General features: G+C 36.3%; 11 protein-coding genes. 2 read left to right on the top strand and 9 right to left on the bottom strand.

Annotated elements, in window-relative coordinates:
- Positions 1-16: 16 nt before the first annotated feature.
- The 6 genes from AC2TFD_RS15140 to AC2TFD_RS15115 all read right to left on the bottom strand — a co-directional run bounded on the left by AC2TFD_RS15140 (position 17) and on the right by AC2TFD_RS15115 (position 6116).
- The gene (locus tag AC2TFD_RS15140) at positions 17-1324 is read right to left on the bottom strand and encodes a TRAP transporter large permease (RefSeq protein ID WP_484676245.1); all 1308 of its coding nucleotides are present in this window, start codon (positions 1322-1324) and stop codon (positions 17-19) included.
- A 14-nt stretch (positions 1325-1338) separates the two neighbouring features.
- Positions 1339-1803, bottom strand: a complete 465-nt coding sequence (locus AC2TFD_RS15135) for a TRAP transporter small permease (protein WP_484676244.1) — start codon at positions 1801-1803, stop codon at positions 1339-1341.
- A 109-nt stretch (positions 1804-1912) separates the two neighbouring features.
- Positions 1913-2992, bottom strand: a complete 1080-nt coding sequence (gene dctP / locus AC2TFD_RS15130; protein WP_484676243.1) for a TRAP transporter substrate-binding protein DctP — start codon at positions 2990-2992, stop codon at positions 1913-1915.
- A gap of 41 nt (positions 2993-3033) precedes the next feature.
- Complete coding sequence (locus tag AC2TFD_RS15125; protein WP_484676242.1) at positions 3034-3690, bottom strand: carboxymuconolactone decarboxylase family protein; 657 nt, start codon at positions 3688-3690, stop codon at positions 3034-3036.
- 30 nt (positions 3691-3720) lie between these two features.
- Positions 3721-4512 carry an enoyl-CoA hydratase/isomerase family protein gene (locus AC2TFD_RS15120; protein WP_484676241.1) on the bottom strand — a complete coding sequence of 264 codons (792 nt, stop codon included), beginning with the start codon at positions 4510-4512 and terminating at the stop codon, positions 3721-3723.
- A gap of 38 nt (positions 4513-4550) precedes the next feature.
- On the bottom strand, positions 4551-6116 hold the full coding sequence (locus AC2TFD_RS15115) for a class I adenylate-forming enzyme family protein (protein WP_484676240.1): 1566 nt from the start codon (positions 6114-6116) through the stop codon (positions 4551-4553).
- 193 nt (positions 6117-6309) lie between these two features.
- Here AC2TFD_RS15115 and AC2TFD_RS15110 point away from each other — a divergent pair, with 193 nt between their 5' ends.
- A complete protein-coding gene (locus tag AC2TFD_RS15110; protein ID WP_484676239.1) occupies positions 6310-7212 on the top strand; it encodes a LysR family transcriptional regulator in 903 nt (300 codons plus the stop codon).
- 525 nt (positions 7213-7737) lie between these two features.
- On the top strand, positions 7738-10857 hold the full coding sequence (locus tag AC2TFD_RS15105; RefSeq protein ID WP_484676238.1) for an alpha/beta hydrolase domain-containing protein: 3120 nt from the start codon (positions 7738-7740) through the stop codon (positions 10855-10857).
- A gap of 320 nt (positions 10858-11177) precedes the next feature.
- On the opposite strand, the gene AC2TFD_RS15100 is transcribed toward AC2TFD_RS15105, so the two are convergent.
- The 3 genes from AC2TFD_RS15100 to AC2TFD_RS15090 all read right to left on the bottom strand — a co-directional run bounded on the left by AC2TFD_RS15100 (position 11178) and on the right by AC2TFD_RS15090 (position 16643).
- Positions 11178-12719 (bottom strand): class I adenylate-forming enzyme family protein, encoded by a 1542-nt coding sequence (locus AC2TFD_RS15100; RefSeq protein WP_484676237.1) that lies wholly within the window; start codon positions 12717-12719, stop codon positions 11178-11180.
- Between the two features lie 69 nt (positions 12720-12788).
- Positions 12789-14666, bottom strand: a complete 1878-nt coding sequence (locus AC2TFD_RS15095) for a sigma 54-interacting transcriptional regulator (protein ID WP_484676236.1) — start codon at positions 14664-14666, stop codon at positions 12789-12791.
- A 201-nt stretch (positions 14667-14867) separates the two neighbouring features.
- On the bottom strand, positions 14868-16643 hold the full coding sequence (locus AC2TFD_RS15090; RefSeq protein ID WP_484676235.1) for an FAD-dependent monooxygenase: 1776 nt from the start codon (positions 16641-16643) through the stop codon (positions 14868-14870).
- Positions 16644-16679: the final 36 nt, after the last annotated feature.

The raw sequence follows: 16679 nt of genomic DNA, 5'->3' as shown, positions 1-16679 counted from the left end.
TTTTTAGGCTTTCTGATTATCTCATTGTATTAGGTAAAAATAGAGCGATTTCAGGGAAAATATATACTAAAACGATTAGAAGGAGAATGGGTATCATGAAAATTAAGGCTCCTTTAAAGATATCTACTAATTCTAGATCTTCTGAAACCCCTTTTAAGACAAAACAATTCATACCTACTGGTGGTGAAATTAAAGCCATTTCCACCACAAGGACAACGATAACACCAAACCAAACTAAATCAAATCCTGCCATTTGCAACACTGGCATTAGTATAGGAATCGTTACGACCATCATAGCTAATGTATCCATTAATGCACCTAGAATAATATACATCACGACAATTAAGATAAAAATCATGGTCGGCGAAAGGTTTGCTGAAAATAAAAAATCCGCCAATTGATAGGGTAAGCGAGTGATCACCAAAACATAATTTAAAATAAATGCGCCCATTAAAATTGCAAACATAAATCCTGTTGTTTTAATTGTACTGAAAATGGCTTCAGAGAAATTTTTTAAGGTTAATTTCCTGCGTATTAAACCAATAATAAATGCACCAAATGCTCCTACACCAGCAGCTTCAGTAGCTGTGAAAAAACCAAGATACAGACCACCAACAACGACTAAAAACATGATAATAATATTAATATTAGTCTTTAATGAAATAAATCGTTCTTTCCAACTAACATTTGGTTCTACTGTAGTTGAAACCATACTTGGTTTTAAAATGACAACGACAACAATGGTAAGCATAAAGAAAATGGTCAACAATATACCTGGAATAACCCCAGCTGTTAGAAGAGCACCAATTGATTGTTCTGTTATCATGCCATAAATGATAAAAGTGGTGCTTGGTGGAATTAATATGCCTAAAGCTCCGCCAGCAACGATTGAACCACCTGTCAAACTTTTACTATACCCTGCTTTCAACATTTCTTTCGATGCAATGACACCCATCGTTCCGGTGTTTGCTACGCTCGAACCTGAGGCTGCGGCAAACATAGCCGATGAACCAATTGTCGCAAGACCCAAACCTCCTTTTAATCTACCAAACCATTTCCGAAAGGTATCAAACAACTCCTCACTAATTCCGGAAGTATATAAAAACTGCCCCATTAAAACAAATAATGGGATTGTACTAAGAGTATAGCTGTAACTCTGGTACCATACGATACTATCAATAGCTGATAGTAGTGTATCCCATCCCTTGAGATAGAAAATAGCAATACTTGCTGGAATTGCCATAGCAATGGCAATTGGGATTCTTAGAAACATAAGGATAAAAACAGAAATAATTACGATTACTCCAACGGCTTCAACAGTCATTTTCTCACTCCTTATCAAAAGCTCCGAACGGATTTATACAATCTTAAAAGCGCTTCTAATCCCCAGCCAATGAAACCAATTATTAATAAAATCTTTATGGGATAAAAGGGAATCCTTAGAAGATCAGAAGACTGTAAAAAGTTCATCTTAGATATAAACACCCAACAAACTAAGAAACAAAAAGCGAGTGTTAGTAATTGGGAAATACAATTTATCGCAGCTTGTAAACGGGGAGGGAATTTATCTACCAAAAGTCCAATCGAAATATGTGAATTTGATTGTTCCGTTATGGCTAATGAACCCATTATTAGTAAAACCATCGTAAACTGAACTAACTCAATATCTCCAATAATGGGGTGTCCTGAACTTCTAGAAATTGAAAAAAAAGTGACAGCTACCATCATAAGCGCTAATGTAATATAAGCGATCCATTTATTAATATTGGTAATAAACTGTATAAATTTAAAAATAAAGTTCATTACTTTACCTTCTTTCGTTAGAAATTCAGAAAAGATAGAAGGATCTTTTGAATATTCTATCAGTCATTTTTCAAAAGATCCCTATCTAGTTTAGGTTATTAAATATGAATTAAAAAGGAAGATCGCCGCCCTCTTCTTTAATTAAGTTTTTAAATTCATTCAATATTTCTTCACCAGGGTATCCCTTTTTGTCAGCCTCTGCTGCCCAAGAATCCCATATTTTCTTTGAAGGTTTTTTAAACTCTTTTAATTCAGCACTATCTAAAGTAATGACTTGACCGCCTTGACTTTTTACTTTTTCGCCAAATTCTTTAATTGCTGAATCTGCTTGATTTTTATACATTTCTCCAGTCATTTCACCTAATTTAGGACCTAACTCTTCCACAAGAAGTTTCTTAAGGTCATCTGGCATTTTATTAAGAGAATTCGAATTTAGTAGAAATACTAATGTGGTTGCACCCAAATCAATTTTAGTTAAATTAGGAGCCACCTCATATAATTTAAGCCCAACAGCACCGACGGATGTATATGTTGCTTGATCAACGGTGTTTTTTTCTAATGATTCATATATTTGCTCAAGACCCAGTGATACAGGTACTGCATCCCATCCTTTAATAGTTTCGATTCTTTCTATTCCTTGTACAATAATTTTACTATCCTGAACATCCGCGATTGACTTTACCGGTTCCTTACTATATAGCTGATAAGAGTCCGTAGAGGATATAGAAAGAAGAGTCGCTTCGTTAAAAACATCTGTCATATACTTGTCTTTAAGCTTTCCCAAAACCTTAGCCTTAACCTCACTATCAGTAATACCAAAAGGTAAATCACCAATGGACATCGGGTATAAATTACTATCAAGATGGAAACTTGGGACGACATATCCAATATCATATACACCGCCCTTTATATCGTCATAAGCAGTTGCTAGTGTTCCAAGAGCACTGCTATTATAGATTTCAATCTGCACTCTGCCATTTGTTTCTTTTTCTACAAGTTCCGCCCACGGTTTAACAACATCTGTATGAAATTTATGAGTAGCGGGAATTTGAACATTAAAACTAAGTTTGTATACTTCTTCATCGCCTGATGACTTTTCTGAATTAGTATTTGCTGATTTTCCACAGCCAAGTAAAGCAAGTGAAATACTCAACATTAGGGTAATCAATATGAATATTTTTTTTGACAAAACCCTTTTCCCCCTTTTAATTAATATTGGTGCAAATTTTTCTATTCATCAAAAGCATTTAATGCATTCACACCATGAGCCAAGGCTGAGCCCGCTTTTAAAGCTGTTGCTACCATAATCGCCTCGGCAACCTCTTCCTTAACCGCTTTGGCTCTTTTTGCACCCTTCGTATGAATGTCAATGCAATATGGACAGCCCGTGGTATGAGCCACCGCAACGGCAATAAGTTCCTTTTCCTTAACACTTAGTAAACCAGATTTTAAAGCTTGCTGATCAAAATCTACAAACGCTTTGAAAACATCTCCATTTAAATTCGAAAACTCTTTTAATCTATTAAAATATGACTTTTTATACAATTCTTCATCATCGATGTGATCAAAGCTATTAAGTGCGTTCACGCCATGTGCAAGTGCTGAACCCGCCTTTAATGCAGTTGCTACCATAATAGCTTCAGCCATTTCTTCTTTAGAAGTCTCTAAAGATTTTGCTTTGTTTACATGCAAGTCAATGCAGTATGGACATCCAGTCGTATGAGCGACAGCAATCGCAATTAACTCCTTTAATTTTGCAGGGATGACCCCGCCCTTTAAGGCATAATGATCAAATCTGATAAAATATTTAAAAGTATCAGGGGTTAAGTCACTAAATTCTCCTAGACGTGAAAAATATGATTTTTGGTATAAAGATTCATTACTCATTTTTGTTTCCTCCCTAATTTATATACTGTTTTAACTTCTTTTTTCTTTCTGGCTGGCAACAAATTTATCGATTTCATCCCTGGCCTCTCCATGCAACATCATATGTTCTTGTAATTCTGGTTCATAAAAAAGTAGATTTTCAAATCTCGGGGTTGCTGCATTGACTATTTTTTTTGTTACCCTTATTGCTGAAAAAGGATTCCTATTCAACTTGCCTATTAATTCTTCCGTAGCATTGGTTAATTCCTGAGAAGGTACTACTTTATTTACTAAACCGATTTGTAAAGCTTCGGCAAAGTCGATGACTTCACATAACATGATTAATTCCTTTGCTTTCGCTGGTCCCACAAGATTTACTAATCGAGGTGTACCTCCACCTGAGAAAAATAAACCTCGTTCCACCTCTGGCAGGCAAGCTGTTGCGTTATCCGCCATAATACGAAAATCGCAAACCATTGCTAAAGCGAAGCCTGCACCGTACATCGGCCCATTTATCGCAGCGATTGTAATTTGATCGAGTGCATCAAACTTCCTTAAAAACTCATGTCGGTTAATCTGATCCTCCCTAATATAGGAAGAACTTAGCGCATGATCTTCGATTCCGTTTAATAGCTCATTCATATCTGCACCGGCCGAAAATGTCTTTCCATTCCCCGTAAATACAATAAATTTATAACCTGAATCTTTTCGTATTTCTGAAATAATTTCATCCAGTTCCTTATTCATTTGAGTATTCATGGCATTTGCTTTTTCCGGTCTATTAAACGTTATCTTTACTACTGGTTTGCTTCGTTCTACCAAAATAGTATTGTAGGCTTCCATCTTCATACCCCCCCTTAATAACCAAATTTTGTAAACACCTAAATATTTCTGCTAGCGAATTCCCAGTAGGGTGCTCGTAAGGTCTTTTTATCAATTTTTCCATAATGAGTTAGCGGCAGGTCTTCGATAAGATTAATCGCTTTAGGAACCTTATATTTTGAAAGATTATTCTTGCAATATTGCATGATGTTTTCAGTGTTTATTGAATTGTTTTTAGGAATAATAAAGGCTGTGACAGCTTCTCCCCAATCCTTATCTGGAATACCAATAACGGCAACTTGACGAACATCCGGGTGTTTTTGGATGACATTTTCAACTTCCGAAGAATAAACATTCATGCCGCCGCTAATGATCATATCTTTTTTCCGATCCAGCAGATAAACGTATCCTTTCTCATCCATTACTCCCACATCTCCTGTGTGTAACCAACCATCTTTTATGGTTTCAGACGTTTTTTCAGGAAGTTTATGATAACCAATCAAATTTGTCAGTGCTTTGACGCAAATTTCACCCTCTTCACCGCGGCTTACTTCATTTCCATGTTCATCAACAATCTTAATTCTGCTCATGATCGTTGATTGACCACAGCTCTGTAATATTTTTTGATATTCCTCATCGGTGCGGTGATCCGCTTTCTTAAGCCATGTTGCCGCACTTTGTGTTTCAGTCAATCCATAAATTTGAAGAAAAACTTGACCAAATATTTCCAATCCCTGTCTTAACCGATCTGCTGCAATAGGTGCTGTCCCATATTGAATGGTTCGTATCGAGCTTACATCAAAGTTTTTATCTTCCATAAAATCAAATAATCGATATAGGGTGGTAGGAACAGTACTTAGGAAGGTAATCTTATTTTTTTCAATATGTTCCAATACGTTCTCAGGATCAAATTTACTTTCAATAAAAATTTGAGCACCTTTTACCAAACCTGCGTATAAATAAAGTCCAGCAGCATGCGGCAATGGCGTAGTCAATAAAATTTTTTCATCTTCTTGCATTGTCGTCTCAATCGCCATTGAGAGAGAGGTTAGGACGGTTCCTTGATGATTATGTACTACACCTTTTGGCTTTCCAGTGGTACCGCCTGTGTAAAGGATTAACGAGAGGTCCGTAGGGCTAGTTGAAACAGTTAATATAGCTTCAGGTTCATTTGCCTGGAAAGATTCCCATGAAATAAATGGATCAGGTAAATATTCTTTCCTGCATACTCCTACAATCGTCTTCATTTTTGGTAATTCCATCTGGATGTTTTTTATAATGGAGAAAAATTGCTCTTCCACAATTAAAACTTCTGCATCAGAATCATTTAAAATGTAAAGAATTTCTTTCTCTCCAAGCATGTTGTTTAAAGGGACTTTTGTTCCCCCTGAAAAGAAGATTCCTAATTCACTAATCAAGTATTCAGGAGTGTTGGATAATAAGAGAGCAACCCTGGTATTATTTTTTACCCCACACTTTATCAATCCATGAGCAACTCTATTAGCTTGCTTGTGTAGTTCACGATAGGTGAATGATTGATTTTGAAAATGTACAGCCGGCCTGTCTCCATGATTTTGAAACAGATTGTTGAAAAAATCGTTTAAAGTTAGAATGGAATGATTCATTTGATTCCTCCCCTTTTGTATGAATTTTTTAAGTATACTAGATCCAGTACATAAAGTTTAATCGTTTGAAAAATCTGAATACTATTTCGTTTTATATTTTGATACTACCACTTTCTTCTTTTATCGGTCTAATATATGATAGAATCATATTAATATTCAGAAAGTATTATTCTAGAATAATAAGGTGATCATTTTGGAATTAAGACATTTACACTATTTTGTTGCAGTCGCTGAAGAACTCCATTTTGGCAGAGCTGCTATACGTTTAAATATGAGTCAGCCACCCCTTAGTCAACAAATTGCTCAATTAGAAAAAGAGTTAGGCGTTAAGTTATTTAATAGGACAAAACGGCATACGGAATTAACACCTGCCGGTAAGTACTTTCTAGAACAATCCTATGAAATTCTCACTAAACTTGATAGAACCTGTCAAGATGTTCAAAAAATCCATCAGGGTGAAAAAGGTCAATTAATTATAGGGTACACAGGATTTTTGAATAAACTTATATTACATTTAATTCGAACGTATCGTGCTAGATATCCAAAAGTAGAGATCGTTTTACAATTTCTATCTTCGGTAAATCAATTCCAATACTTATATGATAATAAGATTAAACTTGGTTTTGTTTGTCCGCCTATTGACAGCCGTACATTGAATTCTCGTTTAGTCGGCTTCGCTCCTTTTGTAGCAGCATTACCTTCATCCCATCCTTTAGCAATGGATACATCACCATTAGATCTTACAGAACTGAAAAGTGAACCATTTATCATGGCGCATCGTAAAAATGAACCAGGCTATTACGATACCATCATTTCCATATGTAATCGTGCAGGCTTCAGTCCAAATGTTATTCAAGAAGCAGAAGGAATTTTTACGATTCTTGCCCTTATTTCAACAGGAATGGGCGTTTCCCTTGTTACCAATATGGCACTTGAATATGGTAATCCTGGGGTAGTATTCAGGCCGCTTTTGGATTCAACAGCAACCATGGATCTTTCCTTAGCTTGGAGAAAGAATGAAGATTCACCACTTGTAGACACCTTTCTAGGTGTCTATGATGAATTGTTTAATGAAGTAAACAATTTAAAGGAATAATTAAAAAGATAGTGTGTAAAGGTAGTGGGAAAGAAGTATGTTCAGTTAAAATTGAGGATATTAAATATACTAACTTTTTTTAAAACGACTATAGACTAATCCCGCTATGTTGCATAGCGGGATTATATTTGTATCTTACAATGCGCCTCCCCAACAGGTAAAACAATAACTCTATTTGAATTTAAACAGATGTCCCTTGAGGAAAAAAAGGGATGATGTTAATCTCTCCACATTATATGGGTAACAGCAGGCCCTGTCCGGATATTGGAGATAACTTCTATACTCTTTTTGTATTTTGATTCTCTAGCTTGATAGATATTAAGTAATAGGTACTATTTAGTGTCTTTTTCAAAATATTTAAAAAACACAAATTTATCTAAAAAAAACCTATGCCCCTTGCTTTTAGAAACTTTTTATAATTAAGGTTATTGGAAACGATTACATAAAAATAACGTGGTTTCCAACTTATGGGGGTGTAATTGTTAAATACAGCATTATGGAAGAAAAAGAATATGGAGGGAAATTATGAAATTTGCTAAAAAGGTTACCAAAGTAGCTCTATCAGCAACATTGTTATTTGGGCTTCTTAGTGGCGGAAGCTTCCCGGCAATGGCCGCCAGTAATGGCAACAATCAGGCACAGCCTTCACTTGAAAAGGCGAATGCGCACAGGGATATTGGTAAGATCAAGAGTTCCATAAAAGCTCTTCCAACAATTAAAGAAATACCTTATGGAGAAGGCATGACTTTCCATAGCGAGCCTACTGAAATTAGTCACCCATTTAGTTCTATGTATAGCTCCAGTGGCCAAGTAGATATTTGGAATGACTATAGCTACGAGGAAAAGGAATTTTTTCTTTCCGGTAAAGCCAATGTTTATAGTATCAACGATAAAGATGAACCATATATCAAATCTTCCAACAATGATTACACAACAAGAATGATTGTACGATTCCCTGAGGATCCTTCTAAATTCTCTGGCCGGGTCTATGTAGATATTTTAAATGCTTCTAGCGGTGTTGATTTAGAAGATACTTTTGGAAGAAGTTATGATTGGTATATGAATGAGGGGCATGCCTATATTGGGATTACTTCGAAAACAGATACCATTAATGCATTAAAAAGGTTCGACAGTGAACGATATGCAGACCTAAATTGGCAAGTAAATGGTAAAGATGAAAACGGCCTGTTCTGGGACATGCTTTCTCAATTGGGCACTAAACTTCGCAGCGAGAGTGCTGGCGATCTATTAGGGGGTCTATCCCCGGAACATGTTTATTTATCTGGTCAGAGTCAATCAGGCTTTTATTTGAATACTTACATTACATTATTTGATAATTTGCTAAAGAACTCTTATAACGGAAAGCCGTTGTTTGACGGGTATATGAATTTGGTTGGACCTGGTACAACAAATGTACATTCATATGGGCCTCAGCCTAAAGTTACATACTCAGACACGAGTGTCCCTTATATCGTGATCATGTCAGAATTTGAACACCGGTTTGGAAACATACCTAATTTTCCTGAGTATGAAAGAAAAGCAGATTCTTCCACAGCTAAAAATAAATTTAGATTTTATGAAGTGGCAGGGACACCGCATACAGACCCTACTCTAGCGGTTATTCCTAACAGCGCTGAAATTGCTCTTGGAAACGGGGTTGGCAGACCTCCTAAGGTGTATGATCCTGGACATTATGAAAGCGATTTAAATCTTCAAATTTTCGTAAATGCTGCTCAAGAAAACATGCATATATGGGCAACCAAGGGGACTCCAGCTCCATCTGCTCAAGACAAATGGATTAACTATAACGAATCCGATTCAAATGGCAGAACCATATATTCTCCAAAAACAGACGAACATGGTAATGCTCTTGGCGGAATTCGTGCTCCGATGATTGAGTATCCGATTGCCACTTACTATGCAAGCCGAAATGGCCTGCCTTTTGAGACAAATGGCAGCATGGTATTCTTTACTGCTAATAAAATAGCAAAATTGTATCCTGATTATATACAAGATTACAAAAATCCATTTATTGCACAAGCTGAAAATCTATTAAAAGGAAGATATATTTTAAAAGAAGGTTATGACAAACTTGTCAATTATGCAAATGAAAAGAAAGGCTTTGGCGGACCAGATGCCCAAAAGATTTACGATACAGCTAATACAAAACCAATCAAGATCGTGGAAAAATCTTTTAATTATGAAAAAATTGGTTTTCACCAACAAGAACCAGATGTTGCCGCAGACCCAAGCTTAAGCCATCCATATAATTCGATGCTGGATTCAGTCGGCTCTGTCGATATTTGGGGAGACTATGATTATACCGAAAAAGAATTCTTCCTTTCAGGGGAAGCCAATGTTTACGAGCTAGGGAAAGTCGAAGGCAATGATGTACCTACAATCAAAAGCGGACCTTATGATTACACAAATCGAATCATCGTACGAATGCCTAAGGATATGGAAAATTTCTCCGGTGCAGTTTATGTTGATATTTTAAACGCCTCCAATAATTCTGATATGGAAGATACATGGAGAAGAAGCTGGGAATACTACATGCAAAACGGACATGGGTATATTGGTATTACTTCTAAAGATGTAAATGTATCGGCGTTGAAAAAATTTGATCCTGTACGTTATGCAGACATTGATTGGGTCGCCGATAAGGAAGGGCAATACGAAAATGGCTTATTCTGGGATATGCTTTCACAGCTGGGTGTCTCATTAAATGATGATGAACAAAGCAAGCTAATCCTTGGGACCAAACCAGATTTCGTATTCCTTGGCGGACAAAGTCAATCCGGCATGTATGAGAATACGTATACAAATGTTTTCCAACCATATTTGTATAATGCTAAAACAGATGAATACATGTTTGATGGCTACTATAATTGGGTTGGAGCAGTTCCAACTGCGATTCAGCCTACAGCGGTAATACCAACCACAAATGATCAAAGTCCAAAAACCATTTATAAGGCAATGGGTGTTCCAACCATAGTGGTTATGTCTCAAGCAGAATTTGGCTTCAAAGAAGGTAAAGGTCTATTCCCTTCTTATAAAACAAAAAAGGACCAAAACAGTGAGCATGATATTTTCAGACTTTATGAAGTATCTGGTGCCCCTCACTCTGATGCCATCTCGCCGATCATTCAAAACAATGATGCGCTTGTAAAGGCTGGGGTAAAACCAAGATCATACCCGACCAGCACACTGCCAAATACCATTAAAAGTGAATTGCACATCGATATGTTTGTAAGTGGAGCGTTGCAAAATTTGTATGATTATGCTGTTGCAAAGAAAAATAATCCTAATGCAGATCCGAAGCAATACTTCCCACCTGCTGATGATAAATGGGTAAATGTAGATGCAACTGGTAAATTCCCAAGAGATGAACATGGCAATGTTAAAGGCGGAATCCGTCATCCTCTTGTGGATAATCCGTTAGCTACTTACATGGTTCAAAGTGATTTTATGACCATGTTTAGTGCTGACAAACTAAACACGCTATATGGAACTAGAGAAAACTGGGTTTATAAAATGAACGCTTCTGTTGATAAATTACTTATTGAAGACTTAATTCCGAAATCAGTTGCCGATTCCTACAAAAATGTAATTGCGAATTACACAGCAGCCTGGAATAAAGAATAAAATGAAGAAAAAATGTATCCTTGGAAACTTCAAAGATACATAAAACCAGATAACCAATCTTTGGACATGTTAATTAAAAAAGGGCCATCTTTTGATGGTCCTTCTGGCCTCTACGAATAAAAATCCTTTAATACAAACTTAATGACTACCAAACTGTAAATTCAGGTTAGAGTTTTTTGTGCATGTAACAAGACAAAAAAGACACCCTTCTTTAATGCTTTACCCCCGACCTTAAAGTCCATTTGACTTCCGGCACAGAATAAAAACAATGCACATCAACTCCGTATCTAGGCAGGGATTGTTGTTCAATTGCCAGCATTTTAAACCTCGCTTTTTTCTGATTGAACTTGGTCCCTAAGTATGTTCTTTTGAATTTTACCAATAGATGTCCTTGGAAAATCATCCACAATTTTAAAGATTTGTGGGACTTTAAAATAGGATAATCTCTCTTCACAGTATAATTTTAAGTCCTCTTCTGATAGATTCAACCCATCCTTGATTGTAATAAATGCAGCAACAGACTCTTCTCTTAAGTGATCTGGGATAGCAATTACAGCACAATCTTCAACATTTGGATGATCACGAATCACATTTTCTACTTCAAGTGAGGAAATGTTCTCTCCCGCACGTTTGATCATGTCTTTATTACGATCGACAAACCAAATATATCCATTTTTCTGAAAATATCCGTTGTCTCCAGTGTAAAGCCAACCGTTCCTCAATGTGGCAGTTGTTGCCTCTAGGTTTTTATAATATCCTTTCATTAAGGAAGGTGATTTTATTATAATTTCCCCGACTTGATTTGGTCTAAGTTCTTCTCCATTTTCATCGACAATTTTAACCTCATGCCCTAATGCAGGCTTCCCAATAGGGACAATACCTGTTCGCTCATCCTTAATCCTTTTTTCGTAAAGTGGTGTTACGATTGATGTTGTAATCGATTCTGTCATTCCATACCATTGGTATAGGTTAATTCCAAAACGAGTTTCAAAATCTTCCAACTCTTTTAAAGTTACAAACAACCCATAACCTGCTTTTTTGAGAGTATGTTCTCGTTCATTTGGATGATGGTCTGTTTGTAAAAGCATCTTAATAACGTTTGCAACTAAACTTGAAACAGTTGGTTGATACCTTTGCACGTCATCCCAAAATGTAGACGACTTAAACCTTTTTAGAAGAACAATCGAACAACCTGCTACTAGTGAAGCCATTGTTGTGTAGTATTGCGAATTAACATGAAATAAAGGCAAGAAAATTAAATACCGATCAAAGGGCGTTAACCACTGGTTCCGTACGGAAGTTTCTCCAGCAAAAAGGTAGTTTTCGTGGGTAATTTCTGCCCCCTTAGGTTTTGAAGTTGTACCAGACGTATACATTATGCAACATACATCTTTTGAACTAACCTCATCCACAAGTGAATTTGAGGAATACTTGCTTAAAGAGTTTAGCCATTCATCTGTCATGATTTCTGTGAATAACAGGTTACTAGAGTCGACCAACTCTTTTATTTTACCTTGGGTTAACTCATGTTCTCCTATATATCCGACTGCATCCGAATGCTGGATAAAGTAATTAATTTCATAGGCGGTCGAAGCAGTATTCATTGGGACAAGTATTGCCCCTATCGCACCACATCCAAACCAAAAATAATAAAATTCCGGAGTATTGCTTAGTAAAACTGCCAATTTATCTCCCTTTTTCACGCCTTTTGCTTTAAGATAGTTTCCTGTTTGATTGACTCGAATTAAAAGCTCTTCATACGTAATACATCGGTCTTGATAATAGAGAAATATTTTCTTTGGATGTAAATCATTTTTTTCTTTAATCAACTCATAGATTGTTTTATCCCCTGTTATTAGCAAGGTTATGACTCCTTTCAGTTTAAAAATTTAGTATTTTCTGAAACCTTTTGATAGACCGCTGCTACTAGATTACAAAGTTTTCATTTGATATTTTGCTAATTTTTCATAAAAGACGGACCTGCTAATACCTAACATCTTTGCTGCTTTTGTCTTATTTCCATGCGTTTGTTTTAATGCTTGTTTGATCATTTCCTGTTCTGTAAATTGACGAGCATCTTCTAAAATGATACTCTTTTTATCGGTAATTAAAGCTTTGTTTAAATTTGAATGGTCTACTTTACCCTGTAGCATCTCTATTTTATATTGATTGCTGATCTGAATATGCTTTGGTAAGTCTTCTTTTTGAATGATTCGATTGTCAGTAAAGGTCATTGCACTTTCAATCACATTATTCAATTCTCTTATATTTCCTGGCCATTTATAGTTATTAAAAATTTCTTCTGCTACTGGACTTATTCCAACAATACTGGTTCCAAGAAACTTATTTAGTTCTTTCATATATTTTTTAGTTAGGAGCATAATATCGTTTTTTCTTTCTCTCAGAGGAGGAATATCAATGGTTACAACATTTAAGCGATAATACAAGTCTTCTCGAAATTCACCATTTTTGATCATTTCTTCTAAATTTCGATGGGTAGCTGCAATAATACGCACATCAACATGAATTTGTTTCATTCCACCTACACGATAGAATCCCTTATCTTGTAAAACTCTTAATAACTTTGCTTGAAGTGAAGGAGCCATATCCCCTATTTCGTCCAGAAATAATATTCCTCCATTTGCCAAGTCAAACTTACCAATTTTTCCACCTTTTTCTGCTCCTGTAAATGCACCCGGCTCATAACCAAAAAATTCAGATTCAAGTAAATGTTCAGGAATCGCCGCGCAGTTTACTGAGATAAAAGGACAATCCTTTCGAACACTTGCTTTATGGATAGCCTGGGCAAATAGTTCCTTACCAGTACCGCTTTCTCCTCTTATCAAGATTGTTGAACGCCCTTTTGCAGCCTTAAGGGCATGCCGGATCGTTTTTTTCATTATTAGGTCTTCTGTTAGGATGTTATCGAAGGATATCATAGGAGACTGTCTTAATTCATCTTTATTTGTATCATTATTATTACTTTTATTTATACCTTCATATCGTTGGATTAACTCAAGAACTTCATCCATTTTATATGATAAATCAAAGTGAATCATTCTTTCCCGTACTGCATTTATTCCGTGATAGATAACTCTGCTAATAGCCCCGGTAATCGTACCATCCTCAAAAATTGGTATATTCTGTACAATACATAGAACTCCGTTAAGCTCGATTACTCTGCTAAGGTCAGGAACTCCAGTTTCTAACGTGTGGTCCAAATTTAATATTGGTAAGACTTCCTTAACAGGTTTACCTATTTCATTCTCATGTTCAACTTGAAACAAATCTGGTATTTTATGATTTAGAAACATGATTTCACCAAGCTTATTTACAATGACAATCCCATCATAAAGTTGTTCAATCAAGGTGTCGATCATATTTTGCCATCTTTTTATAGCCTTTGATTTTTTAAACTTGTCAAAATTTATATTAATATCTTCTTTCGTGTTCGTAATAGGGTCAAGTTGTATGATTCTATGATTATGACCCTCCTTATTTCGGTGGATTAAATTTAAAGAGACTGTAAGCTGTGGAAAAGCCGATTGGAGTAATGGCTCATTATTCTCTGCTAGGCCATCTTGGATAAAATGAAATTTTTCTACGAACTGCTCTATCTTGGTTTCCAGTGTAATATTTTTTAATAGTGCCTGATAAAGTATTTCTTTCGTGAAAACACCTATTAATCGTTTATTGCCATCTATTACTGGAACCGAATCGCAAGCGCTTTCATTTAAACGGTTAATTGCAGTATAAAAACTGTCTGATAATTTCAGATTAGATGGAAGAATAATATTATGTAAGTTCATTGAGCCCTCCTTTATCACAACGCAAAATTCATTCAAAGAAAATTGATTGTAGTTTCCTTTATTTAACTGGATTCTTACTTTGAATATACCATACAATGTGTATGGATATACAGACAATATTAATCGTAGAAAAGGTAGAGAAATATATAGATTTTTATAGTTTACTACTTAATCTATATATCTCCTCTACCCCATATTCATTTAGTTATTATTTATTATAGGACGCTTTATTGAAAGAATCCTTCCCATTACCTCTCCTAAAACTTCGGTTGGATTTTCAATGCTGCCTTTTTCTCGCCAAGCAACATGATTATCTGGCCGTACAAGGATAGCACCATATACAGAAATTTCTGATATATTTTCCCAATAACCTGTTGGGTCAGCATATTTACCTTCATACCCTATCTGAACATGTTTGATTTTAGTCCCTAGATTTTCAGATATTACTTTTGCTGCTTCATTCCATCCTTTTGCGGAAGATCCAGTGATAAGGAGAAACTCTCCTTTATCAACGAGATCAAGAGTCGAAATCCGCTGATTTTTATATTCAATCCAAGCATGGGGCAGTCTGTGTCCAGGAAGAGTGGTTGGATGATAAATACTTCCAATCGGATCAATTTCTGGCGGTTCAGTATTCTCAGCAACTAGGGCGCCTTGATCATAGAAGAACCCTAATTCAATATTATGTGCTTGAAATTCAATCCGTTGAGTTTTAAAAACTTCAGCAGCTCTTGCTCGGATTGAAGCTCCCTGCTCAGTCTGAGCAAAGTAAGATTCAAGTGCAGCATTTTGAGCTTCTTTTGGTGATCCTGGCATCAACCCAACACCCATATTAAGAAGCGCGTGATTCATAAATGAAAATAGTGCCCAATCTACATTCCTTCTTCCGATTTTACGGCGTTCTAGTTCATATGAATCTAGTAACTCTTCAGAAGCCTGGCCTTTAAGAACGGCAGCAAGTTTCCATGTAAGGTTATGGGCATCTTGGAAAGCAGTATTTAGACCAAGTCCAGTTGTTGGCGGGTGACGGTGGGCTGCATCTCCTGCTAAGAATATCCGATTAACACGATATTTTTCTGCTAAAACAGCTTCAATAAACCAATGACTAATCCTTATGATCTCAGGCTCTAATTCAGGGATTCTCAAGACTTCACGAAGTAGCGGTATAACAGAATCATTATCGAATTTTTCAGGGTCATCTGGTCGTATCCCATTATGCAGCACCCATTCCTCTGATTGAGGACCCCAAGTTGGTCCTACTGGTACTAAACCACAAAGCGCTCCCTCAGGGCTAGGAAGGAATGTAATGAGGTTAGGTGAATCCCCCATCCATTTTGAAAGGTCAGCTTTAAAATAGACACTAACCATATCGACTAAACCTGTAGGACCTTCCATCTTAACCCCTAGTTTCGGACCTACTGATTTACCACCATCGGCAGCGATCATATACTTAGCACGAACCGTTATCTTTTCATTTGTTTTTCGATTTAGTATGGTAGCTGTAACGGCCTCTTGATCCTGATTCCATTCGACTAATTCGTGATGAAATAATATTTTTCCTGGTGCCCTTTCCTCTGCAACTTGACGTAATAGTGGTTCAAGTCGAAGTTGTGGTAAATTCGTACTTGGGGTTGGACTGTCTGTCGTATATCTTTCACTGAGCTCTCCTCCTCCAAATGCGTCTAGTTCAAAAAAGTTTCTTCCTTCATAATCTTTTGTGCCGCCAATAGATGAGCGATAATGAACCTGGGACATATATTTCATAGGTGTACCGTGTTCATAAAGCAAATCGGCGATTCCATGCTGTCTCATGATTTCCATTGTTCTTTGGTTTTGGTAGTGTCCTTTAGGTAAGTGGGAAGTCCCTTCATGACGTTCAATAAGTAAATGATCAATTCCTAAATCAGATAGAAAAATAGAAGAGGAAAGACCACATCCGCCGCCTCCAACAATTAATACAGGAACTTCTAGGTTCATAAATACACTCCTTTTTAATCGTTTAATGAAATGAAT

The organism is Neobacillus sp. plas4 (assembly GCF_057221695.1).
Note: the sequence above shows the minus strand (reverse complement) of the source record. Positions and strands in the feature narration are given on the sequence as shown.